The organism is Microbacterium sp. F51-2R (genome assembly GCF_052180235.1).
Lineage (GTDB): Bacteria > Actinomycetota > Actinomycetes > Actinomycetales > Microbacteriaceae > Microbacterium.
Genome location: NZ_CP197470.1, coordinates 742,762 through 766,673, shown reverse-complemented (window position 1 = coordinate 766,673; position 23,912 = coordinate 742,762). Strand labels below are relative to the sequence as shown.

General features: G+C 71.8%; 20 protein-coding genes and 1 tRNA gene. 16 read left to right on the top strand and 5 right to left on the bottom strand.

All coding sequences use genetic code 11. The features are described from left to right. Positions 1 to 14: 14 nt before the first annotated feature. Positions 15 to 197, bottom strand: a complete 183-nt coding sequence (locus tag ACSBPH_RS03720; RefSeq protein ID WP_442576262.1) for a hypothetical protein — start codon at positions 195 to 197, stop codon at positions 15 to 17. A gap of 48 nt (positions 198 to 245) precedes the next feature. Beyond that, complete coding sequence (locus tag ACSBPH_RS03715; RefSeq protein WP_442576261.1) at positions 246 to 2,921, bottom strand: phosphoenolpyruvate carboxylase; 2,676 nt, start codon at positions 2,919 to 2,921, stop codon at positions 246 to 248. 206 nt (positions 2,922 to 3,127) lie between these two features. On the opposite strand from ACSBPH_RS03715, the gene ACSBPH_RS03710 reads away from it, so the two are divergent. From ACSBPH_RS03710 to hisS, 3 genes are read left to right on the top strand one after another with little or no spacing between them, the layout of a single operon-like run. Continuing rightward, positions 3,128 to 4,291 (top strand): Na+/H+ antiporter NhaA, encoded by a 1,164-nt coding sequence (locus ACSBPH_RS03710; RefSeq protein WP_442576260.1) that lies wholly within the window; start codon positions 3,128 to 3,130, stop codon positions 4,289 to 4,291. Next, positions 4,288 to 5,019, top strand: coding sequence for a MazG family protein (locus ACSBPH_RS03705; RefSeq protein WP_442576259.1), 732 nt, complete (start codon positions 4,288 to 4,290; stop codon positions 5,017 to 5,019). Before ACSBPH_RS03710 ends, ACSBPH_RS03705 begins: the two co-directional genes overlap by 4 nt. A gap of 39 nt (positions 5,020 to 5,058) precedes the next feature. After that, on the top strand, positions 5,059 to 6,315 hold the full coding sequence (gene hisS / locus ACSBPH_RS03700; protein ID WP_442577237.1) for a histidine--tRNA ligase: 1,257 nt from the start codon (positions 5,059 to 5,061) through the stop codon (positions 6,313 to 6,315). 30 nt (positions 6,316 to 6,345) lie between these two features. Here the strand turns inward: hisS and ACSBPH_RS03695 are convergent, their stop codons facing one another. Continuing rightward, on the bottom strand, positions 6,346 to 7,599 hold the full coding sequence (locus ACSBPH_RS03695) for an APC family permease (protein ID WP_442576258.1): 1,254 nt from the start codon (positions 7,597 to 7,599) through the stop codon (positions 6,346 to 6,348). Between the two features lie 142 nt (positions 7,600 to 7,741). On the opposite strand from ACSBPH_RS03695, the gene ACSBPH_RS03690 reads away from it, so the two are divergent. The 13 genes from ACSBPH_RS03690 (at position 7,742) to ACSBPH_RS03630 (ending at position 20,836) form a co-directional block, all read left to right on the top strand. Beyond that, the gene (locus ACSBPH_RS03690; protein WP_442576257.1) at positions 7,742 to 8,533 is read left to right on the top strand and encodes an SGNH/GDSL hydrolase family protein; all 792 of its coding nucleotides are present in this window, start codon (positions 7,742 to 7,744) and stop codon (positions 8,531 to 8,533) included. A gap of 184 nt (positions 8,534 to 8,717) precedes the next feature. Continuing rightward, positions 8,718 to 9,386, top strand: coding sequence for an O-methyltransferase (locus ACSBPH_RS03685; protein WP_442576256.1), 669 nt, complete (start codon positions 8,718 to 8,720; stop codon positions 9,384 to 9,386). Between the two features lie 176 nt (positions 9,387 to 9,562). Continuing rightward, on the top strand, positions 9,563 to 10,843 hold the full coding sequence (gene eno / locus ACSBPH_RS03680; RefSeq protein ID WP_442576255.1) for a phosphopyruvate hydratase: 1,281 nt from the start codon (positions 9,563 to 9,565) through the stop codon (positions 10,841 to 10,843). 28 nt (positions 10,844 to 10,871) lie between these two features. After that, on the top strand, positions 10,872 to 11,417 hold the full coding sequence (locus ACSBPH_RS03675; protein WP_442576254.1) for an FtsB family cell division protein: 546 nt from the start codon (positions 10,872 to 10,874) through the stop codon (positions 11,415 to 11,417). A 149-nt stretch (positions 11,418 to 11,566) separates the two neighbouring features. Beyond that, positions 11,567 to 12,082, top strand: coding sequence for a DUF501 domain-containing protein (locus tag ACSBPH_RS03670; RefSeq protein ID WP_442576253.1), 516 nt, complete (start codon positions 11,567 to 11,569; stop codon positions 12,080 to 12,082). After that, the gene (locus ACSBPH_RS03665; RefSeq protein WP_442576252.1) at positions 12,079 to 13,533 is read left to right on the top strand and encodes a S8 family peptidase; all 1,455 of its coding nucleotides are present in this window, start codon (positions 12,079 to 12,081) and stop codon (positions 13,531 to 13,533) included. The genes ACSBPH_RS03670 and ACSBPH_RS03665 overlap by 4 nt, the downstream gene beginning before the upstream one ends. 46 nt (positions 13,534 to 13,579) lie before the next feature. After that, positions 13,580 to 14,986 carry an NAD(P)/FAD-dependent oxidoreductase gene (locus ACSBPH_RS03660; protein WP_442576251.1) on the top strand — a complete coding sequence of 469 codons (1,407 nt, stop codon included), beginning with the start codon at positions 13,580 to 13,582 and terminating at the stop codon, positions 14,984 to 14,986. 167 nt (positions 14,987 to 15,153) lie between these two features. Then, positions 15,154 to 15,227 (top strand) — tRNA-Leu (locus ACSBPH_RS03655). Between the two features lie 154 nt (positions 15,228 to 15,381). Further along, positions 15,382 to 16,617 (top strand): amino acid deaminase/aldolase, encoded by a 1,236-nt coding sequence (locus tag ACSBPH_RS03650; RefSeq protein ID WP_442576250.1) that lies wholly within the window; start codon positions 15,382 to 15,384, stop codon positions 16,615 to 16,617. Between the two features lie 132 nt (positions 16,618 to 16,749). Next, positions 16,750 to 18,060: a D-arabinono-1,4-lactone oxidase gene (locus ACSBPH_RS03645; protein WP_442576249.1), complete on the top strand. Its 1,311-nt coding sequence runs from the start codon at positions 16,750 to 16,752 to the stop codon at positions 18,058 to 18,060. Between the two features lie 151 nt (positions 18,061 to 18,211). After that, a complete protein-coding gene (locus tag ACSBPH_RS03640; RefSeq protein ID WP_442576248.1) occupies positions 18,212 to 18,781 on the top strand; it encodes a LemA family protein in 570 nt (189 codons plus the stop codon). A gap of 17 nt (positions 18,782 to 18,798) precedes the next feature. Next, positions 18,799 to 19,686, top strand: a complete 888-nt coding sequence (locus tag ACSBPH_RS03635) for a M48 family metallopeptidase (protein WP_442576247.1) — start codon at positions 18,799 to 18,801, stop codon at positions 19,684 to 19,686. Between the two features lie 61 nt (positions 19,687 to 19,747). Further along, positions 19,748 to 20,836 (top strand): DNA glycosylase AlkZ-like family protein, encoded by a 1,089-nt coding sequence (locus ACSBPH_RS03630; protein WP_442576246.1) that lies wholly within the window; start codon positions 19,748 to 19,750, stop codon positions 20,834 to 20,836. A 565-nt stretch (positions 20,837 to 21,401) separates the two neighbouring features. On the opposite strand, the gene ACSBPH_RS03625 is transcribed toward ACSBPH_RS03630, so the two are convergent. Continuing rightward, a complete protein-coding gene (locus tag ACSBPH_RS03625; protein ID WP_442576245.1) occupies positions 21,402 to 22,388 on the bottom strand; it encodes a hypothetical protein in 987 nt (328 codons plus the stop codon). Continuing rightward, entirely contained in the window at positions 22,385 to 23,860 is a 1,476-nt protein-coding gene (locus tag ACSBPH_RS03620; RefSeq protein ID WP_442576244.1) for a DNA glycosylase AlkZ-like family protein, read from the bottom strand. Before ACSBPH_RS03620 ends, ACSBPH_RS03625 begins: the two co-directional genes overlap by 4 nt. Positions 23,861 to 23,912 lie beyond the last annotated feature (52 nt).

The following is a 23,912-nucleotide window of genomic DNA, read 5'->3' as shown; positions in this document are numbered from 1 at the left end:
GCCCCCGGCATCCGTCAGTTCCAGTGCGATCCGCAATCCCGGCAGGCGAACTCGACCTCGAACACCGCCGGTGCGCGCAGCTCGGCGCGCTCGAGCTCGACGACGAACCACTCCGGTTCGACGACCCTGACCTGCAGCGAGGAACAGATCGGGCACACCTCGACGGCGACCGTGCCGTCCTCCCATGTCCTGACCATGGCGCCACGGTACGCCCGCACCGGCGAGGGCGCGGGAGCGACCCGCGATCAGCCGGTGTTCTGCAGTCCCGCCGCGACGCCGCTGACCGACAGGAGCAGCAGGCGCTGCTGATCGGGGTCGGCGGGGGCGCCGGCGGTCGCTGCGTCCCGCAGCGCGCGCAGGGCGCGCAGCTGCAGCAGCGAGAGCGCGTCGACGTAGGGGCTGCGGAGCTTGACGGCGCGCTGCAGGATCGGGCGGTTCTGGAGCAGCTCCCCGCCGCCCGCGACGCGCACGACCCACGAGCGGGTGAGCTCGAGCTCGTCCATGACGATCGCGGCGAGGTCGTCGCGGTCGCCGAGATCCAGATAGCGGCGCGCGATGCGGCTGTCGGCCTTCGCGAGGCTCATCGCCACGTTGTCGATGAGGGTGCGAAACAGCGGCCACTCGTCGTACGCGCGGCGCAGCAGCTCGACGTCGCCGACGGCGTCGAGGGCCGACCCCAGGCCGAACCAGCCGGCGAGGTTGATGCGCGCCTGCGTCCACGCGAAGACCCACGGGATGGCGCGGAGGTCTTCGAGCGACTCGACCGAGAGGCCGCGCCTGGCCGGGCGCGAGCCCAGCGCCAGGAGCCCGATCTCCTCCATCGGCGTCACCTGGGCGAACCACGGCGCGAAGCCCGGTGCCTTGACGAGCGAGAAGAAGCGCTCCCGCGACGCGATGTCCATCGTCGCGGCGGTCTCGGCGAAGCGCTCGGCGGCGGCGCGGTTGCGCTCTTCGATGGAGGGCGCGGAGGCCAGCAGCACGGCGGCGGCGACCTGATCGATGTGGCGCATCGCGATGGCCGGCTCGCCGTAGCGGGCGAAGATGACCTCGCCCTGCTCGGTCAGCTTGAACCGGCCGTCGACGGAGTGCGGCGGCTGCCCGAGGATCGCCGTGTTCGCGGGCCCGCCGCCGCGGCCGAGCGCGCCGCCGCGGCCGTGGAAGAGGGTGAGCTCGATGCCGTTGTCGTCGGCCCACGCGGCGATGCGCGCCTGCGCCTCGTAGAGCGCGAGGGTCGCGGCGACCGGGCCGACGTCCTTCGACGAGTCCGAGTAGCCGAGCATGACCTCGAGCCGCCGGCCGGTCGCCTCCAGGCGACCGGCGAACTCGGGGTGCTCGACGATCTCGGCGAGGATGCCGGGGGCGGCCTGCAGGTCGGCGAACGTCTCGAACAGCGGGATGACGTCGAGGACGGGACGCTCCCCGCCGTCGGCCGCGGCGTACTCGGCGAGGCGGTGGACGTTCGCGAGGTCCTGCGCGGACTGCGTGAACGACACGATGTAGCGGCCGGCGGCACGGGGGCCGAGGCGGCGCTGGATCGCGGCGACGCTGCGGAAGACCGCCAGCACCTCCTCGGTCATCTCGCTGCGCGCGCCGCCGGCATCGAGCTCGGCGAGGGCCTTCGCGTGGACGGCGGAGTGCTGGCGCACCTCGAGCTCGGTCAGGTGGAAGCCGAACGTCTCGACCTGCCAGATGAGCTGCTGGAGGTGGCCGAAGGCCTGGCGCGGTGCGGGCGCCTGGACGAGCGAGTCCTGCACGATCCGCAGGTCGGCGAGGAAGTCCTCGGGGTCGGTGTAGGCCAGCCGCGCATCGCGGCGGGCGGTCGCGGCGATCCGGCGCGCCAGCAGCAGGAGCGTGCGCCGGTGCGGCTCGTTGGGTGAGCGCTTGGCGATCTCGACCGCCGCCTCCTCATCCTCGTTCACCAGGCGCTGCAGGAGCGCCGTGAGTGCGGGGCTCGGGGGAGTGGTCGCGGCATCGAGCGTGAGGGTGCGCCCGATGCGGGTGGTCGTGCGCTCTAGGCCCAGCAGGATGTGCTGGCTGGCGATCTTCGCCGCCTTGCGGGTGACGGATGCCGTGACGAAGGGGTTGCCGTCCCGGTCGCCGCCGACCCACGAGCCCACCCGCACGAAGGGCCGCACGATGGGGGCCCGCGAGCCCGCCGCCGGCCCCTGCAGGGCGTCGTCGACGCGACGGTAGACGTGCGGGATCGACGTGTAGAGCGTCTCGTCGAAGACCTCCATGACCGAGCGCACCTCGTCGGTGGGCGAGGGCTTCTCGGGTCGCAGGGGAGCCGTGCGCCAGAGCGTGTCGATCTCTTCGACCATGCGGCGCTCGGCGCGGCGCTCGTCGGCACCGTTGCGGAGCATCGCATCGTGTTCGTCGAGCAGCGTCGCCAGGCGACGGATGCTGCGCGAGATGGCGCTGCGCCGAGCCTCGGTCGGGTGGGCCGTGAACACGGGGTGGAACCGCATCGCCTGCAGGCGCTTGAGCGCCGTGTCGTCGCCCACCTCGGCGGCCAGGCGCACGAAGGCTGCCGCCACGGAGTCGGTCGCGTCCTCCTTCTCGGGACGCCCGTCGCGCTCGCGCAGGACGCGCACGCGCTGGTGCTCCTCGACGAGGTTGGCGAGGTGGAAGTACACCGTGAACGCCCGGGCGACCTCGTCGGCGCGCTCGGTCGTGAAGGAGTCGGCGATGCGGGCGGCGCGTTCGAAGGCTTCGGGGGTCTCGTCGGTGTAGGCCTGGATCGTCGCGGCGCGCAGGCGCTCGACATCCTCGTACAGTCCCGGCGAGCCGCTCTCGCGCAGCACGCGACCCAGGAGCGCGCCGAGCATGCGCACGTCCGCGCGCATCCGCTCGGGGATCTCCTGGCCCGCTTCGTAACGGCCGACGAGGTCGATGGCCTCGGTCCTGGTCAGTTCGGGCATGATCTCCACGCTATCGCCGTCTCGTTTCGGTCTTGTCACGTGTGACGCCCCCGCGGGGTGGTCGACGGTCCGGAACGCGCGGGGTCGCGGAGCCGGTCGGCAGGCACTGGCTAACATGGATGCCGGTGCGCCGGGAAGTCTGGTCGGCTCGTCCTCGCCGCTGCCCGGCGCCGCCCGGCAGACGGCTCTTCCCGTCCGGAGGTCCCGTGAAAATTCTCCGCTCCGCCCGCTTCCCCGCCATCCTGCTGCTCGTCGCGGCCGGTGCCGGCCTCATCATCGCGAACTCGCCCATCGGCCCCGCCGTCATCGAGTTCTCGCACGCCCACCTGGCCGTCCCCGCCACCGCGATCGATCTGTCGCTGACCCACTGGGTGTCCGACGGCCTGCTCGTCTTCTTCTTCTTCATGGTCTCGATCGAGCTGCAGTACGAGCTCACCCGCGGAGAGCTGCGCAGCGCCCGCCGCGCCGTACAGCCCGCGCTGGCCGCGGCAGGCGGCGTCATCGTGCCGATCGTGATCTACCTGATCATCACGGCGGGGAGCGGCTTCCAGGAGGGCTGGCCGATCCCGACGGCGACCGACATCGCCTTCGCGCTCGGCGTGCTCGCGGTGTTCGGACGCGGGCTGCCCTCGGGCGTGCGCGTCTTCCTCCTCGCGCTCGCGATCATCGACGACGTCGTGGGGATCGTCTTCATCGCCGTGCTCTTCGCCACCGACCTGAACTTCGGCATGCTGGCGGCGGGCCTTCTCACCACGGTGCTGTTCGGCATCCTGAGCCGCATGCTCTACGGCCGCCTGCAGTGGCTCGTGATCGCGGGGCTCGTCGTGCTCGCGGGGCTGACCTGGGCGTTCATCCTGCTGTCGGGGGTGCACGCGACGATCGCCGGCGTGCTCCTCGGCCTCGCGATGGCTCAGACGCCGGCGCTCGTGACGCGCCATGCGCTGGAGCCGTGGGTCAACGCGGTCATCCTGCCGCTCTTCGCCTTCACCGCGGCCCTCGTGCCGATCCCCGACTTCGGGGGCCCGGGCGAGGCTGTGTTCTGGGGCACGCTCATCGCGCTGCCGGTGGGCAAGCTCATCGGGATCGCCGGGATGGGATGGCTCGGCCAGCGCTTCCTCGCAACGCCCGACCACCCCAAGATCGCGACGGGAGACCTCATCGCCGTCGGCGCGCTGGGCGGCATCGGGTTCACGGTGTCGCTCCTCCTCGCCAACCTCGCGTTCGCGTCGGAGCCCGTCGTGCGCGACAAGGCCGTGCTCGGCGTCCTCGCCGGCTCGGTCATCTCGATGTTCGTCGCGGCGGCGCTGCTCATCCTGCGCGTCCGCCATCACCGGCGGGAAGGCACCGCCGTCCAGGAGGAGGCAGCATGACCGGCCCCGATCGCGACAGTCACCCGATGATCCCCGCGGCGGATCCGCTGCGCGAAGCCGCCGAGACGATGCGCGCCGTGCGGGATCGCTGCGTCTGGACGCAGCAGATCGACCATCGCGCGCTCGTGCCGTACCTCGTGGAGGAGAGCGCCGAGCTCATCGACGCCGTCGAGGACGGCACGCGCGACGACCTCCGCGAAGAGCTCGGCGACCTCCTTTGGCAGGTGCTGTTCCACGCCGAGATCGCCTCCCGCGATCCTGACGACCCGTTCGACATCGACGACGTCGCACGGGGGCTCACCGAGAAGATGGTGCGCAGGCACCCGCATGTCTTCGCCGGCGCCGTCGCGAACACGCCCGAAGAGGTGCTCGTGCACTGGAACGCCGCGAAGGCCGCCGAGAAGGGGGCGCGGACCAGCGTGCTGGACGGCGTCTCCGCGCACATGCCCTCGCTCGCCCTCGCGCAGAAGCTGCTCGGCAAGGCCGGATCGGTCGGTCTCGAAACGTCGAACCAGGGGATTCTCGTCGAGACAGGGGACGCCGACCCTGGTCTCGACGAGAATGCCCTGGTTGGCGGAATCGCGACCGAGGCCGCGCTCGGCGAGGCGCTCCTCGCCCTCGTCGCGACGGCCCGCGCGAACGGCTGGGACGCCGAGCGGGCGCTCCGCGAGCGCCTGCGGACGCTCGAGCACGACATCCGCCGGCGCGAAGCCGGCGATCCGACCTGAAAAGATGGTGCCGTGGCATCCGTCAATCCGCCGCGCGGCATGCGCGACTTCCTCCCTGCAGACAAGGCCCGGCGCGAGCGCGTGCTCGCCGTCATCCGCGAGCGCTATCGCGCGCACGGGTTCGACGAGATCGAGACCCCCGTCGTCGAGGAGTACGCGCGCCTGCACGCCGGCATCGGCGGTGACAACGAGAAGCTCGCCTTCAACATCCTCAAGCGCGGACTGGATGCCGAGGCCGTCCGCGCCGCGGCGGGCGACCCGTCGGCCCTGACCGACCTGGGCCTGCGCTACGACCTCACGGTGCCGCTCGCGCGCTTCTACGCGACGCACCGCGCCGAGCTGCCGACGGTGTTCCGCGCCATCCAGATCGCGCCGGTGTGGCGCGCTGAGCGGCCGCAGAAGGGCCGCTACCGCCAGTTCGTGCAGTGCGACATCGACATCATCGGGGATGCCTCGGCCCGCGCCGAGGCCGAGCTCGTCGTCGCGACGCTCGACGCCGTCGACGCGCTCGGGCTCGAGGGCGGGTCGGTGCGGATCAACGACCGGCGCGCGCTGGACTGGATGCTCGAGCGCTTCGGCTTCTCGGCGGACGAGCGGCCGGGCGTCCTCATCACGATCGACAAGCTCGACAAGATCGGCCCCGAGGGCATCGTCGCGGAGCTGCGGGATCGCGGAACCGGCGCGGACGCGGTAGACGCGTTCGAGGCTTTCCTGCGGCGCCCCGTCACGCTCGAGCACCACCCGTTCGGCGAACGGCAGATCCGCACGGCGCTGCCCGAGGGTGCGCCCGACGAGATCGTCGCGCACCTCGTCGGGATCGGCGAGGCCGTCGCGGCGTCGCGCTCCGAACGGGATGTCCCACTCGTCTTCGACCCCTTCCTCGTGCGCGGCATGGGCTACTACACCGGCACGATCTTCGAGCTCGCGCACCCGTCGGTGTCGTACTCGCTGGGCGGCGGAGGTCGCTACGACGGCATGATCGGCCGCTTCCTCGGCCAGGACGTGCCGGCGGTCGGCTTCTCGATCGGCTTCGAGCGCATCGTCGAGCTCGTCTCGACCGCCGACGAGGGCGCGGCCGAGGCGATCGTGCTCGTGCACGACCGCGACGTGCCGATGCACGAGCTCGTCGCGCTGAAGGCGCAGTTCGTGGCGGAGGGGTCGCGCGTGCGCCTGGAGCAGCGCACCAAGAACCTCAAACCGCTGCTCGAACGCGCGGCCTCCGACGGCTACACGGCCTTCGCGACAGTGCCTGCCGGGGCGACGAGGGACAGCCTGGAGATCAAGCGGCTGTCCTGAGCCTCCGGCGCACTCGGGCGGTGCGCGGTTTCAGCGCGCTCGCGTGATGCGGAGCCGGATCGCGCGGTAGACGACGCCCACCACGAACACGCCGAGACCGACAAGCACGCTCTGCCACGGCAGGGTCACGACGAGCACGACGCAGCCGACGGCGCCGACGATCTGCAGCGCCCGCGGGTAGCGGCGAACGCCGGGGTCCTGCCGGAACGCGGCGATGTTCGCGACGAGGTAGTAGATCAGCACGCCGAACGACGAGAATCCGATCGCGCCGCGCAGATCGACGAGCGCGACGAGGATCACGACGACGACCCCGAGCGTCGCCTCGGCCCGGTGCGGCACGTGCCAGCGCGGGTGAACGGCGGCCAGGAACCGCGGAAGGTCGCCTTCGCGCGCCATCGCGAAGCTCGTGCGGCCGATCCCGGCGATGAGCGCGAGGAGCGCGCCGAGCGACGCCGCGGCGGCTCCGACGCGCACGGTGGGCTCGGCCCAGGTCCATCCCGACGCGGCGACCGCGGCGGCGACGGGTTCGGTCGACGCCGCCGTCGCCTGGGGACCGAGGGACGAGAGCACGGCGAAGGCGACGGCCGCGTACACGACGAGCGCCCCGGCGAAAGCGAGGACGATGGCGCGGGGGATCGTGCGTGCGGGGTCGCGCACCTCCTCACCCATCGTCGCAATGCGCGCGTAGCCGGCGAAGGCGAAGAACAGCAGGCCCGCGGACTGCAGGATGCCGTACCAGCCGTCCGACCACAGCGCCTCGGAGCCGAGCCATCCCGGGGCGTCGGGTGCGCTGAAGCCCGCCGCGACCGCGACGGCGAGGGTCAGGAGCACGACGACGACGATGATCCGGGTCAGCTGCGCCGTCCGGGTTATGCCGAACCAGTTGACCGTCACGAGCGCGACGACGGCGATGATCGCGACGGGCTTCTCCCACCCGGCCGGGGCCGCATACGCCGCGAAGGTGAGCGCCATCGCGGCGCAGCTCGCCGTCTTCCCGACGACGAAGCCCCACCCCGCGATGAAGCCCCACCACGGGCCGAGCTCCGCTCTGCCGTACGCGTACGTGCCACCCGAGGCGGGGTGCACGGCGGCGAGCTGCGCCGACGACGTCGCGTTGCCGAACGCCACGGCGGCCGCGAGGGCCAGGCCGACGAGGAGACCCGAGCCCGCCGCGCCGGCGGCGGGGCCGAAGGCGGCGAAGACGCCCGCCCCGATCATCGAGCCGAGCCCGATGAAGACGGCGTCGGCAAGGCCGAGTCTGCGCACCAGTCCGGGGGAGCTCACGTCGAGCACCTTAGCTCCTGGCCGCGAACGGCCGATGTCGCACATCCCGAACCCGGGGGAGGGGGATGGGGTGATGCGGCGCACCGCGTCCTGACAGGCTGCGGACAGCATCCGTTCACCTCCGCGCGTTCCAATACGGATCGTGAGCCGCTCGCGGACCGCTGTCTTCGCCGCCGCGGGATCCCTCGCCGGCGCGGGCGTCGCGCTGGCCGGCACCCGGGCGCTGCTGCAGCGCCAGGCCGCCGTCGCACGACGGCGGATCGGCAAGCCGCTCGGCGAGGACGCGATCGACGCGGATCGCGTGTGGCGCCGCTCGCGCGGCGGCGACCCGCTCGAGCTGCTCGTGCTCGGCGACTCGATCGCGGTGGGCCTCGGCGCGCTGCGGCGTAAGGAGACCCTCGGCGCACGCGTCGCGAAGGGCCTCGCGAAGCGGCTCCAGAGGCCCGTGCGACTGCGGACGGGCGCCGTCGTCGGCGCCGAGACGTCGATGCTCGCCGCGCAGCTGGGGGGTCTCCCGCCGGCCTACCGGCCCGACGTCGCCGTCATCGTCGTCGGCGGCAACGACGTCACGCATCGCGTGCCGGTGCGGGTCTCGATCGCGCACCTCGAAGCCGCGATCGGGCGCCTCCGCATGCTCGGCGCCGAGGTCGTCGTCGGCACGTATCCGGATCTCGGGGCGCTCCGCCCCGTACCGCAGCCGCTCCGGGCGCTCGGCGGACGGCAGTCGCGGCGGCTCGCGACGGCACAGGCCGCGGCGGCGCTGCGGCTGGGTGCGCGGCGCGTCTCGCTCCGGCGGGCCGTCGGGCACCTCTTCGTCTCGCGCCCGGACGAGATGTTCAGCGTCGACCGCTTCCACCCGAGCGCCCTCGGCTACCGGCGCACCGCCGAGGCGCTGCTGCCGGCCGTCGTCGCGGCGATGGGCCACCCCGACTGACCCGCCCCTGCCGCGGGTCGCCCACGCGCCGGGCCGTCCGCACGGCGAGCGGCCCGGCACGCCGGGTCCCGGCATCCGTCCACCGGCGTGTCGCCCGCGGCCCGTTCGGACGGCAGCCCTGAGGCCAGGACCCGGCGCCTCTCGAAGGGTTGACTCGGCGCGCCGCCGCCGGTTGGCTGAGGCCATGGCCGACCCGACACCCGACGCGTGGCAGCGCCTCGACGCCTACTTCACCGCGACGCTGGTCGGGCGCGACGCGGCCCTCGACGCCGCCGTCGCCGACCAGAACGCCGCGGGGCTGCCCCCGATCGAGGTCGCGCCCGTCAACGGCAAGCTCCTGCACCTCCTCGCCCGGATGTCGGGTGCCCGCCGGATCCTCGAGATCGGCACGCTGGGCGCCTACTCGACGATCTGGATGGCCCGTGCGATCCCGGACGACGGCCACGTCGTGACGATCGAGGCCGAGCCGCGCAACGCCGAGATCGCGCGGGCGAACCTCGCTCGCGCGGGCGTCGGCGACAAGGTCGAGGTGAAGATCGGGCGCGCCGCCGACGTCCTCCCCACGCTCGCGGGAGACGAGTCCTTCGACATGGTCTTCATCGACGCCGACAAGGAGTCGAACACGATCTACCTCGATTGGGCGGCCAAGCTGGGGCATCCCGGAACCGTCGTCGTCGTCGACAACGTCGGCCGTGGCGGGCGCGTCGCCGACCCCGCGACCGAAGAGGCCCAGGTCATCGGCACGCAGCGCGGGCTCGAGCTCCTCGGTCGCGACCCGCGCTTCGACGCGACCGCGCTGCAGACGCTCGACGCGAAAGGCTGGGACGGCGTCGCCATCGCCCTGGTGGTCTGAACACGCCGAGCGCCGCGTCATCCCCGGCGCATCCCGTCGCCCCGCCGTGGTCGTGTCGAGACCGGCTGTTCATGACGGATGCCTGTGGCCGGGGCATCCGTGCTCACTAGACTCGGGGGCGGACCGACGACGCTCCTGATCCACAAGCCCACTCTCCACGAAACAAGGAGTCCTCCGTGGCACTTATCGAGGCAGTCAACGCGCGCGAGATCCTCGACTCGCGCGGCAACCCCACCGTCGAAGTGGAGGTGCTCCTCGACGACGGAACCGTGCAGCGTGCGGCTGTCCCCTCGGGTGCGTCCACCGGCGCCTTCGAGGCCTATGAGCTGCGCGACGGCGACAAGTCGCGCTACAGCGGCAAGGGCGTCCTGAAGGCCGTCGCGGCCGTCATCGACGAGCTCGGCCCGGCGATCGAGGGCGTGGAGGCGAGCGAGCAGCGCATCGTCGACGAGATCCTCATCGAGACCGACGGCACCGAGAACAAGTCGCGCACGGGCGCCAACGCCATCCTCGGCGTCTCGCTCGCCGTCGCGAAGGCCGCCGCCGACTCGGCCGACCTTCCGCTCTTCCGCTACCTCGGCGGACCCAACGCGCACGTCCTGCCCGTGCCGCTGTTCAACGTCATCAACGGCGGCGAGCACGCCGACAACGGCATCGACTTCCAGGAGTACTTCCTCGCGCCGATCGGCGCCGACACCTACGCCGAGTCGCTGCGGTGGGGCACCGAGGTCTACCACGTCCTCAAGGGCGAGCTGAAGGCCGCGGGCTTCGCGACCGGACTCGGCGACGAGGGCGGGTTCGCCCCCGACCTCCCCAGCAACCGCGAGGGCCTCGACTTCCTCATGAAGGCGATCGAGAAGGCCGGCTTCACCCCCGGGCAGGACATCGCCGTGGGCCTCGACGTCGCCGCGACGGAGTTCTTCAAGGACGGCGTGTACACGGTCGAAGGCCAGGCCTGGTCGGCCGACAAGCTCACCGACTACTTCGCCGACCTCGTCGCGAACTACCCGATCGTCACGATCGAGGACGCCCTCGCCGAGGACGACTGGGACGCCTGGAAGGACCTCACGGACAAGATCGGCAAGAAGGTCCAGCTCGTCGGCGACGACCTCTTCGTCACGAACCCCGTGCGCCTGCAGAAGGGCATCGACCTCGAGGTCGCCAACGCGCTCCTGGTCAAGGTCAACCAGATCGGCACGCTCTCCGAGACGCTCGACGCGATCGCCCTGGCGACGCAGAACGGCTACCGCTCGATGCTCTCGCACCGCTCGGGCGAGACCGAGGACACGACGATCGCCGACCTCGCCGTCGCGGTCAACGCGGGTCAGATCAAGACCGGCGCGCCCGCCCGCAGCGAGCGCGTCGCGAAATACAATCAGCTTCTGCGCATCGAGGAAGAGCTCGGCGACGCCGCGGTCTTCGCGGGTCGCGGAGCGTTCCCGCGCTACAAGGGCTGAGCAGGACACACCGACGAGAGGGGGAGCCGTGACCACTGGGGCGGCTCCCCCTTCTCGTCCCCGGCGTCCGGCGCGCGTGCGCCGCGACGTCGACGTCCGCGGCTGGCTCGGCGGCATCCGCCTGTCGGGCTTCATGGTCATCATGCTCGGACTCGTCGTGCTGGCGGCCTTCGTGCTCGTGCCGACGATCGGGACGTACGTGGATCAGCGTCAGCAGATCGCGGCGCTCGCGGCATCCGTCGAAGTCAGCAAGGAGCAGGTCGACGACCTCCAGGCGCAACGCCAGCGCTGGCGCGATCCCGCGTACATCACGACGCAGGCGCGCGAGCGCCTCTACTACGTCAAACCCGGCGAGGTCGTGTATCTCGTCGACAACGACCTCACCGCTGCGCAGCTACCGCAGGATCAGCAGCCCGTGACCGATCACGTCGAGCAGACGCGGACGGACTGGATGGCGCAGCTCGTCCGCTCGGTCACGTCTGCGGGGCTCGCGCAGACCGTGCGCGCGCCAGCCATCGGCGTGCCCGACGACAGTGCCGGTGACACGCCCGGCGACACGGCCGGCGACACCTAGGGAAGCACTCCGGGCCAGCCCTCGGGGGAGACGCCGGCCGGAGGCTGAGCCGGCCTCGGGCCCATCCCGGGCCGTTGTCGGGCACGCCGCGGACGACGCCGCGGTCGGCCGATCAGGCGCGTCCCAGCGTGCGGCGATAGCCTTTCGGGGTGAGCACGCCGCCCTTCCCGCCCGTGACCGAGGCCGACCTGGCGGTGCTCCGCGAACAGCTGGGGCGACCCGCGAGGGGTGTCGTCGGCATCGCCGCGCGGTGCGTCTGCGGCAATCCGACGGTCGTGGCGACCTTGCCGCGGCTCCCCGACGGCACGCCGTTCCCCACGTTCTACTACCTCACGCATCCCGCCGCGACGGCGGCGATGTCGACGCTCGAGGCCGAGCACGCCATGCCGGGACTCGCCGAGGAGCTCGCCGACGAGGAGGTCGCCGCGGCGTACCTCGCCGCGCACGAGGCGTACCTGCGCGATCGCGCGCAGTTCGGCGAGGTCGCCGAGATCGCCGGCATCTCGGCGGGAGGCATGCCGACACGCGTGAAGTGCCTGCACGCGCTCGCGGGCCACGCCCTGGCGGCCGGTCCGGGCGTGAACCCCATCGGTGACCGTGCCCTCGCGATGTCGACCTGGTCGCCCGCCCGCTGCGTCTGCACTGAGCCCGGAGCGGCGGTGTGACGAGGGTCCACGACGCCGCTGTCGTCCCCGAGGCGGGGACGACGCCGTCGCGCCCGCGACGCGTCGTGGCAGCCTCCGCCGTGTTGACGCTGCTCCTGACTCTCGCCGGCGGTGCGCTCGCCCCAGCCCCCGCCCCCGCCTCAGCGCTCGCTCCGGCCCCGGCGCTCGCCGCCGCCCCTGCCGCCGCGGTCGCTCCGGCCCGCGCGCTCGCCGCCGAGCACTCCGCCCCGGTCGCCGACGAATCGCGGCCGTCCGCGACGGCTCCTGATCCGGTGCGCTCGGCGGAGTATTGGCTCGACGACTACGGCATCCGTTCCGCGTGGACGACGACGCGCGGCGCGGGCGTCAAGATCGCGATCATCGACACCGGCATCGGCAAAGGACCGGTCGAGTTCGACGGGGCGGTCGCAGGCGGGACGGATGTCTCGGGCCAGGGCACTTCCGACGGTCGCACGCCGGTCGGAGCCGTCGACGCGAACCACGGCAGCTGGGTGGCCTCCCTCGCCGCGGCGCGCGGCACGGGGCCCGATGCGGGCATGATCGGCGTCGCGCCGGAGGCGCAGCTGCTCTCGGTCTCAGTGGGCTTCGGCTCGGGCGCCCAGGTGCCGTTCTCGCAGCAGATCGCCGAGGCGATGCGCTGGGCCGTCGACAACGGCGCCGACGTCATCAACCTCTCGCTCACGACAAACACCCCCGACTGGGACGAGAGCTGGGACGACGCCTTCCTCTACGCCTTCCAGCACGACGTCGTCGTCGTCGTCGCCGCCGGCAACCGGGGGAGCGGCACGACGCGGGTCGGGGCCCCCGCCACCATCCCCGGCGTCCTGACGGTCGCCGGCGTCGACCCCCAGGGCCGTGCGAGCGTCGAGGCCTCGACGCAGGGCATCACGATCGGCGTGTCAGCGCCCAGCGAAGACCTCGTCGGCGTCTCGGCCGACGGCAGCCTCGTGCTCTGGAACGGCACGAGCGGCGCCGCGCCCATCGTGGCGGGCATCGCGGCGCTCGTGCGCTCGGCGCACCCCGACCTCGACGCGGCGAACGTCATCAACCGCATCATCAAGACGGCGCGGCCCGCGGCCGCCGAGAAGGCGCTTCCCGACCCGCTGTACGGCTACGGCCTCGTCGACGCGGCAGCGGCGGTCTCGGCATCCGTCCCCGCCGTCAGTGCGAACCCCATGGGAAGTCTCGAGGACTGGATCCGGCTCTACCGGCGCGCCGCCGCGGGACCGGTGCCGCAGCCCACGTCGACGCCGGTCACGGTCGATCCGCTTCCGCAGGCCGATGTGCCCACCCGTCCCGGGTCCCCCCTTCTCCCGTCGGCGAACACGCTCCTGTACGGGTCGCTTCCGCTCGGGGCCGCCACTATCGCCGCTATACTGGTGGCGCTCGGCGTCACCGCTGCTGTCCGACGCATCCGTATGGCGCGCGATCCCCGCACGTCGAGCCGTTGAACTGCGAGGAGTTCATCTCACCGTGTCTAGCACCGCGAAAAACACTGTGCCCAGGATCCTCATCGTCGGTGGTGGCTATGCCGGCTTCTACACCGCGTGGAAGCTCGAAAAGCACCTCCGCAAGGGCGAGGCCGAGGTCACGATCGTCGACCCGCTTCCCTACATGACGTACCAGCCGTTCCTCCCCGAGGTCGCGGCCGGCTCGATCGAGGCGCGTCACTCGGTGGTCTCCCTGCGCCGTCACCTGAAGCGCACGAAGATCGTCGCCGCCAAGGTCACCGGCATCAATCACGCGGCCAAGACCGCGACGATCACGCCCGAGATGGTCGAGCCCTACGAGCTCGAGTACGACCACATCGTCGTGACCGCGGGCGCCGTGTCGCGCACCTTCCCGATTCCGGGCATCGCCGACAACGCCATCGGCCTGAAGACGATCGAAGAGGCCGTCGCCATCCGCGACCGCCTCATGTCGAACTTCGACCGCGCCGCGACGCTTCCCCCCGGCCCCGAGCGCGATCGCCTCCTGACGGTCATCGTCGTCGGCGGCGGCTTCGCCGGCATCGAGGTTTTCGCCGAGCTCCGCTCGCTCGCCTCGTCGCTCGTCAGCGACTACCCCGAGATCACGTTCGACGACACGCATTTCCACCTCATCGAGGCGATGGGCCGCATCATGCCCGAGGTCTCGCTCAAGACGAGCGAGTGGGTGCTGAAGAACCTCGCGCAGCGCGGCGCCTACGTGCACCTCGACACGCAGGTCACCGGCGCCATCGGCGGCAACGTCGAGCTTTCCACGGGCGAGGTGTTCCCGAGCGACCTCATCATCTGGACGGCCGGCGTCATGGCCAACCCGACCGTCGTGCGCGGCGGCGACCTTCCGGTGGAGGAGCGCGGTCGCATCCGCACGCGGGCGGATCTCCGCGTCGGCAGCGACGACGAGATCGTGCAGGGCGCGTGGGCGGCGGGCGACGTGGCCGCGGTGCCCGACCTCTCGGGTGGCGGCGTCGGAGGCTTCTGCGTCCCCAACGCGCAGCACGCCGTGCGTCAGGCCAAGCTCCTCGCGAAGAACATCGTCGCGGATCTCCGCGGCGAGCTGCCCCGCGAGTACTACCACAAGAACCTCGGTGCGGTCGCGGGCCTGGGCCTCTGGGTCGGCGTCTTCCAGTCCGGCAACATCGCCCTCAAGGGCTGGATCGCCTGGCTCGCCCACCGCGGCTACCACGGCCTCGCCATGCCGTCCTGGGAGCGCAAGTTCCGCGTCGTGTGGGGCTGGTGGAACAACTTCTGGCTCGGCCGCGACATCGTCAACCTGCAGACCGTGCAGAACCCGCGCTACGTCTTCGAGGAGTTCGCGGCCCGTCCGCGTCCCGCGCAGCCGGCCCCCGTCGAGGCGGCGCCCGCCACGGCTCCGACCTCGGCCACCGAGACGCCCGAGAAGGTCGCCGCGTCGCGCTGACCTCAGGATCGACGAACCCCGCTGGACCCGGCTCCGGCGGGGTTCGCCTGTTCTGCGGGGCGGATCGCCCGGCTCGTCGCGTGGACCATCGGCCGGGGGTCTCGCGGATCGGCGGCCGCCGCGGCGGCGATAGTCTGAGCGACGAGTTCCGAGGCATCCGTGCACCGGCCCCCGTAGCCCAATCGGCAGAGGCAGGCGGCTTAAACCCGCTCCAGTATGGGTTCGAGTCCCATCGGGGGTACGTGGGATCCCGTGCCACCGAACGTGGCACGCGTTTCACCCGCGGAGGGGTGATGCGCGCCCCGCAAGGCCTCACCCTCCGTTCAGGGCGCCGTTCGGCGGGCTTTAGGCTATTGGGATGCGCACCGAGGACGGTGCGCGAGAGGACGACCCCGATGACCCTCGCCCTGCTGGCACAACCCGCAACCGCCGAATCGCAGACCTGGTCAGACCCCGCCGCCCACTGGCGCGCAATGACCGCCGCCGTCGCGGATGTCTCCGGTCCCGTGGCGGCGCTGAGCGTGCCCGCCCTGCGCTACAACGCCCTCGACATGCTCGTGCGCGCCGGCGGCGTGCCGATCCGGGTGGCGAGCAAGTCGGTGCGCGTCCGCGAAGTGATCGACGCGACCCTCGCCCTGCCGGGGTACCGCGGCATCCTCGCCTTCACGCTCCCCGAAGCCCTGTGGCTCGCCGAAACGCACGACGACGTCGTCCTCGGCTATCCGACCGCCGACCGGGCGGCTCTCACGCGCCTCGCGGGCGACGAGGCCGCGGCAGCCCGCGTGACGCTCATGGTCGACGACATCGCTCAGCTCGATCTCGTCGACGCCGTCGTGCCGCCAGCGCGCCGTGCGACCATTCGCCTCGCGATCGACGCCGACGCGTCGTGGCGCGCTCCCGGCCTCGGCCATATCGGCGTGTACCGGTCGCCCGTCCACGAGCCCGGCGAAGTGGCGAACCTCGCGCGGCTCATCGCCGATCGTCCCGGTTTCCGTCTCGTCGGCCTCATGATGTACGAGGCTCAGATCGCCGGGCAGGGCGACGCGACGGGATCGGGGGATGCCGTGATCCGCTGGATGCAACGCCGGTCCGGCCACGAGCTCCTCGAGCGTCGAGGCGCCATCGTCGAGGCGGTCGAGCGCATCGCGCCGCTCGAGTTCGTCAACGGCGGTGGAACCGGATCGCTCGAGCTCACGGCATCCGATCGCTCCGTCACCGAGATCACCGCCGGGAGCGGCCTCCTCGCGGGCCACCTCTTCGACGGCTACCGGGCGTTCCACCCGGCCCCGGCCGCGGCGTTCGCGCTCGAGGTGGTGCGCAAGCCGGCGGCCGACATCGCAACCGTCCTGGGCGGCGGATGGATCGCGTCGGGCCCGCCGCTGGCGTCGCGTCAGCCGGCCCCGGTCTGGCCGCAGGGTCTCACCACGATGCCGCGCGAAGGCTCGGGCGAAGTGCAGACCCCGTTGCGGGGAGAGGCGGCGCGCGGGTTGCGCGTCGGCGACCGCGTGTGGTTCCGGCACGCCAAGAGCGGCGAGCTCAGCGAGCGCGTCGCTGAGTTCCAGCTGGTCGACGGCGATCGCCGGGTGGGCGCGGTGAAGACGTACCGAGGCGAAGGGAAGGTGTTCCTGTGAGGTCGTGGTCTGGCGGAGCACGTGGCATGGGTGGCGGAGTCCTCGGTGAAGTCGCGGTGTTCCTGTGAAGTGCTGGTCGGATGGGGCACGTGGCATGGGTGGCGGAGTCCTCGGTGAAGTCGTGGTGTTCCTGTGACGCGTCCGGGAGGCATGTGGCAGAACTGGGGCCGCTCCGAGCGCGCGCGCCCGTTGCGGGTCGAGCGTCCGGCGTCCGTCGAGGCGGTGCAGCGATCGATCGAGGCGACCAAGCGCAACGGCATGACGGTCAAGCCGATCGGCGCCGGCCACAGCTTCAGCGGCATCGCGGTGGCCACCGACGTGCTGATGGAGCTCGACGACCTCACCGGCCTCATCGACGTCGATCGCGAGCGCCGGCGCGTGCGGCTCTACGCCGGCACGCGGCTGCACCAGATCCCGAAGCTCCTGGCGCCGTACGGCCTTGCGATGCAGAACCTCGGCGACATCGATCGCCAGTCGATCTCGGGCGCGATCTCGACCGGCACCCACGGCACCGGCGCGCGCTTCGGCGGCCTCGCGACGCAGATCGTCGCGGCGACGCTCGTGACGGGCTCCGGTGAGCTGCTGACCGTCGACGAGACGCACAATGCCGAGTTGCTGCCCGCCGTCGCGCCGGGGCTCGGCGCCCTCGGAGTGCTCGTCGACGTGACGGTGCAATGCGTGCCGGCCTTCGTCCTGCACGCCGTCGAACGTCCTGAGCCGCTCGACGATGTGCTCGCCTCGCTCGACGAGCGGGCCGAAGCCGATCACTTCGAGTTCTACTGGTTTCCGCACACCGACGTCGCGCTCACGAAGACCAACACCCGGCTCCCGGGCGACGCGCCGAGGCATCCGCTCCCTCGCATGGGCAGGTGGGTCGACGAGGAGCTGCTCTCCAACGGCGTGTACCGGCTGGTGTGCGCGACCGCGACCGCCGTCCCCGCGATCGTGCCCCCGTTCAGTCGCCTTGCGGTCAGGCTCACGGGCAATCGGGAGTACACGGATGCCTCGACCGGCGTCTTCACGCAGAACCGCGATGTGCGGTTCCGCGAGATGGAGTACGCCCTTCCCGCCGAGAATGTCCGGCCCGCGTTCGAGGCCCTGCGCGCGCTCATCGACGAGCGGGGCTGGAAGATCTCGTTCCCCGTCGAGGTGCGGTTCGCGGCATCCGATGACCTGTGGCTCTCGACCGCGCACGGCCGCGCCTCGGGGTACATCGCGGTGCACCGCTACTGGCGTGAAGACCCGGCGGAGTACTTCGAGGCCGTCGAGCAGATCATGCTCGACTTCGGCGGGCGTCCGCACTGGGGGAAGATGCACACTCTGGATTCCTCGATCCTGCGGGCGCGCTACCCGCGCTTCGACGACTTCCTGGCCGTCCGCGATCGTCTGGATCCCGACCGGATCTTCCAGAACGGATACCTAGCGCGCGTCCTCGGCGAGTAGCGGGAGAGGGCGCCACGGGGCGTCTCGCGGGTGCTGAGCGGCCGACTGACCGCCTGACTCCGCCCATTCGCGCGCCGCCGTCGGTGGGTAAGGGCTGAGAGTCGGTTTCGCGTACTGATCAGGGGCGGTCGGGATCGCTAGGATGTGGCATATGTGGGAGTGGCTGATCCCTGTCCTGATCGTGGTCGGGCTGATCGTGATCGTCGGCATCTATCTGTGGGCGACGTACAACTCGCTCGTGCAGTTGAACGTGCGTGTCGACGAGGCGTGGAGCGACATCACCGTGCAGCTCAAGCGGCGTGCCGACTTGCTGCCGAACCTCATCGAGGCGGTGAAGGGGTATGCCGCGCACGAGAAAGCGGTCTTCGAGAACGTGACACGCGCGCGTGCCGAGACGCTGTCGGCCGGGGGGCCCGCCGAGGCGGGCGTCGCCGAGGGGCACATGCAGCAGGCGCTGAAGTCGCTGTTCGCGGTCGCCGAGGCGTATCCACAGCTGCAGGCGAGCCAGAACTTCCTGCAGCTCCAGCAGTCGATCGTCGACACCGAAGACAAGATCCAGGCGTCGCGCCGGTTCTACAACGGCGGCGTGCGCGAGCTGAACACGAAGATCAAGGTGTTCCCGAACAACCTCTTCGCCCGCAATCTCGGGTTCCACGAGCGCGAGTTCTTCGAGGTCGTCGACGGCGCCGCGATCTCGGAACCCCCGCGCGTGCAGTTCTGATCTCCGCGGGCTGAGCCGTGTACTCGGCCATCGCGCGCAACAAGCGCAACACGTGGTTCATCCTCACCGCGTTCATCCTGTTGCTCGCGGGCGTGGGGCTTCTCGCGGGCTGGCTCATGGGCAACAACTGGTGGGTGACGGCGTTCATCGTGCTCTTCGCCGCAGGGTACGCGACGTTCCAGTACTTCTTCGCCGACCGTGAGGCGATCGCGATGGCGGGCGCCGTGCCGGTAACGAAGGCCGACGCGCCGCGGTACTACCGCCTCGTCGAGAACCTCTGCATCACGACGGGCACGCCCATGCCGACGCTCTACGTCGTCGAAGACCCCGCCCCCAACGCTTTCGCGACCGGCCGCAAGCCGGAAGAGGCCTCGATCACCGTCACGACGGGTCTCTTCGAGATCATGACGGACCGGGAGCTCGAGGGCGTGCTCGGGCACGAGCTCGGCCACATCCGCAACTACGACATCCGCGTCTCGCTCATCGTGTTCGGGCTCGTCGTGGCGGTGGGCATCATCGCCGACGTGCTCCTGCGCGTCGCGTTCTTTGGGGGTGGCCGTCGCGGCGGCAACGCCCAGGGGCAGCTGATCTTCCTGCTCTTTGGCATCGTGGCCGCCCTCGTCGCGCCGCTCCTCGCCGGGGCGGTGCAGGCGGCCATCTCGCGCCAGCGCGAGTACCTCGCCGATGCGACGAGCGCGATGACGACCCGCGACGCCGACGGGCTCGCCTCCGCGCTGGGCAAGCTGCAGGAGCATGCGCAGCCGCTGCGCAGACCGAACACGTCGATGGCGCACCTGTGGATCGCCGACCCGCTGCGCCCCAACGCGATCGAGCGCCTGTTCTCCACGCACCCGCCGCTGCCCGACCGTATCGAGCGTCTGCACACGATGGGCGGGCAGTTCTGATCCCGCGGGCCGCCGGGAGATCCAGCTGACGGATGTCGCCGCTGCGCGATAGCGTCGCCTGATGGTGCGACGGCTCTCCCGCGAGGCGGCACGGCGGATCGCCGTGCAGGCTCAGCTGCTCTCGGCGGAGCGGCCCGCCGACATCGTCGAGACGATCGACGGACTCACGATCGTGAACATCGAGCCGACGGCCGCGATCGCGCCGAGCGCCGATCACATCCTGTGGAGCCGGCTCGGCTGGCCGTATCAGCCGGCGGATCTCCGCCGCCTCGTCGAGGAGGATCGCGCCGTCTTCGAATGGGGCGGCTTCTACCGCCCCATGACCGACCTGCCGCTCATACGTCCGGTCATGCGCGAGCGGCCGCAGTCGCGGGAGGCGCGCGACTGGCTCGCGGCCAACGACGTCTTCCGTCGCGAGGTGCTCGACCGCCTGCGGGCGGACGGGCCGCTCCGGCCGGCCGACATCCCCGACACGGCGCAGGTCTCGTGGCGTTCGTCGGGCTGGACGAACGACCGCAACACGATGCAGATGCTCGAGATCCTCGCCGCGCGGGGCGATGTCGCGATCAGCGGCCGCGACGCGAAGGGCCGCCTGTTCGACCTCGCCGAGCGCGTCTATCCGACCGACCTTCTCGAGCTGAGTCCTGAGGATGCCGCGCGCGAACGCGCGGAGCGCCGGCTCGGGTCGCTCGGTCTCGCGCGCGCGAAGGGCGTCAGCCAGCCCTTCGAGCCCCTCGACGTCGGGACGGTGGGCGAGACGGCCGAGGTCGCGGGTGTCGACGGCGAGTGGCGGCTCGACCCCGGCGCTCTCGCGGCGGCCGAGGCGTTCCAGCCGCGCACGGCCCTGCTCTCGCCGTTCGACCGGCTCGTCTTCGATCGCGATCGGCTCCGCGATCTGTTCGGCTTCGAGTACATCCTCGAGATGTACAAGCCGGCGGCCAAGCGTCGCTGGGGCTACTTCGCGCTGCCGATCCTGCACGGCGACCGCTTCGTCGGCAAGCTCGATGCCAAGGCCGACCGCAAGGCCGGGGTCCTGCGTGTGCACGCGATCCACCAGGACGAGCCCTTCACGGGCGAGGTCGAGACGGCCGTCGACGCCGAGATCCAAGACCTCGCGCGCTGGCTGGGGCTCGAGGTCGTCGGGGTCTGAGCCCCCTCACTCGGACGCCGTCTGGCACTCGGCACCGCGATCCGCGATCTCGCGCGCTGGCTGGGGCTCGAGGTCGTCGGGGTCTGAGCCCCCTCACTCGGACGCCGTCTGGCACTCGGCACCGCGATCCGCGATCTCGCGCGCTGGCTGGGGCTCGAGGTCGTCGGGGTCTGAGCCCCCTCACTCGGACGCCGTCTGGCACTCGGCACCGCGATCCGCGATCTCGCGCGCTGGCTGTGGCTCGAGGTCGTCGGGGTCTGAGCGGGCCCCGGAGCATCCCGACCAGTGGCGGCACCACCGCAACGGATTCGGCATGGACTCCGACGCCAAGCGCTTCTCGCGCCCATTCATCCAGCGCCTGCTCGCCGCCGTGGCGATCCGGTCCCCCGCCGTCGACCCGGCGGGCGGTGCGGACCCTGGCTCGACGGCGAGACAGGGGATCCGCGTCGAGGCAAGGCAGATCTTCCCCGGGCTGGACGAGAATCCCCGGTTTCGAGTCCGCGGACGAGGACGCTCAGCCGACGTAGCCCGGCCGGGCCGCTGTGTCCCGCAACGTCCCGCACCGTCAGTCCACGGCGAGCTGCATCCCATCGCGCGTGAGCGAGACCGTCCCGCGGAGCGCCCAGTCGTCGGCGCGATACGTGAACGCCGCCTCGGCGCCGTCTCGCGTCGTGCCGGTGGCGGTCGCCACGATGACACCGCTGGTCGCGGCGAACGTGGTCAGATCGGGGCTGAGCGTGATCTGGGGCGTCTGCTCGACCCGGAACGCGATCGAGGTCAGCGTCGCGAGATCGGCCGCCCACGGCACGCGGATCCCGCACTTCGCGGGCACCGCCTCCGCCGGTGCCGCGCAGCGCTGCGCGTAGAGGTCGAGCTCTTCCTGCGCCTCCATGACGGCGGCCGGGGAGACGGATGCCTCGACCGAGGCCTCGGCGGATCCGCCGGCCGTCACGGCGGCTGTCGTCGTCCCCGAGAGGATGTTGATCGGAGCCGCCTGGACGGCATACACCGCCGGGAGGAACAGAGTCTCGGTCTCGGCCGGCACGTAGGCTCCTCCGACCAGCACGTGAGCGCCCAGCGTCGTGCGCGGGCTCACGGCGCCCAGCCCGTCGGCGCCGACGCGCCATCCGTCGCCCGTGTCGACGAGCGTGAGGGTGGCCTTGTGCTTCGTTCCGTCCAGGGAGTACGTCACGTCGACACGCGCCGCGCCCTTCACGGCGGTGCTCTCAGTGCCTGTGTCTGCGCCCGCGCGCGTACTCCCCGTGCCCGTGCCCGTGTCCTCGCCGTGCACGGTCTCGACCTTCGTCACGGCGACGTCGGTGACGAGACCCTGAGCCTCGTCGAGAACCTCGGCGCGGTCGATGTCGTCGGAGGGGGGTTCGGCGAGGAGCGCGAGCGCCTTCTCGCCGTCGCCGGCGGCCAGCGCGTCGAGATACGACCGGGCCGTCGCCTCGGGGCCCTGGGGCTGTGCCAGGAACCACCACGCGCCGACGCCCAGGATCACCGCGGCGACGGCCGCGATCACGATGCCGACGACCGCGCCCCGCTTCACGCCGGCTCCGTCACGAGCTCGTGGGGCTCCCGCAACGCGGGCTCGCGCGGCTCGCGCGGCTCACCGGGCTCACTCGCGCCGGGGACACCGGGCCCTCTGGACCCACCGGGCTGGCTCGCGCCGGGCTCACCGGGCTCACCCAGGCCGGGGTCACGAGACTCACCCGAGCCGGGCTCGAGCTCTCCGGACTTGGCTGGCTCGCCGGGTTCGTCCGCCGCGAGCTCGACGGGCTCGCCGCGCTTCAGGTCGTGGCGGAGCGCCTCGGGCAGCGCGCGGACGAGATCGTCGGTCGCGTCGCCCCACCTCGAGATCGAGATGGTCTCGAGCTGCTGCCATTGCGCGGCCAGTCGCAGTTCGTCGGCGAGGCGGGCCGCGGCATCCGTCCCCTTCCCGGGCTCCCACCAGGCGGACTGCACGAGGAGCGTCGACGACGCGCGGTCGGCCTTGAGGTCGACGCGGCCGACGATCGTGTCGCCGACGAGGACCGGCAGCGAGTAGTAGCCGAACCGGCGTCTGTGTGCGGGCGTGTAGATCTCGATGCGGTATTCGAAGTCGAAGAGGCGCTCGGCGCGGTCGCGGAACCACACGAGCGGATCGAACGGCGTCAGGATCGCGGCGGCGTCGACGCGGCGGGGGAGCGTGGCGGCGGTGTGAACCCAAGCCGGAGTGGGGCGGCCGTTCGTCGTCCACTCCCTCACCGTGACCGGCGCGAGCTCGCCGGCGTCGACGAGGTCGCGCGCGGCCGCGAGGATCGCGGGCCGGTCGGCGATGCGCCAGTAGTCGGCGAGGTCGGCGGCGGTGGCGACGCCGTAGGCCTGCGCGGCGCGTCGCACGAGCTCACGCACGGCCTCGTCGCGGGGCACCGGACTGTCGAGGACGTCGGCGGGGATGACGTCCGCCGCGAGCCCATAGCGCCTCTCGAAACCGCGTCGGCCCGCGATCGCCACCTCGCCGAAGAGCCACAGGTACTCGAGGGCGTGCTTGACGACGTCCCAGTCCCACCACGGACCCCGTCGCGCCGTCTTCGCGTCGTGCTCGATCTGCGCGGGGCGAAGGGGTCCGCGCTCGGCGAGCTCGGCGCGCACCCAGTCGACGATCTCTCGGTGGCCGGCGAACCAGCCGTCGGGCTTCGTGCCGTACTTGGCGCGCATCTGGTCCATGCGGAAGCGGAAGAGGCTCCAGTCCGACGCGGGGATGAACGCGGCGACGTGGGCCCAGTACTCCACGTAGGGGGCGCGACGGGCGAAGAGGAGACGATCGAGCGCCGTCGTGTCGTAGGCGCCGAGGCGCGAGAAGAGCGGCATGTAGTGCGAGCGCGCGAAGACGTTGACCGAGTCGATCTGCAGCGTCTGCATGCGCTGGATCGCGAGATTCAGCTGACGCGTGGCGGCCGCCGCCGGGCGCTCTCTCGAGAACCCCTGCGCCGCGAGCGCGATGCGCCGCGCTTCTGCGATGCTCAGGGTCTCCTTCACCCCGCCAGCCTAATGAGAGCTCCCGACAGCGGTCCGTCGTGTGCGGAGCGCG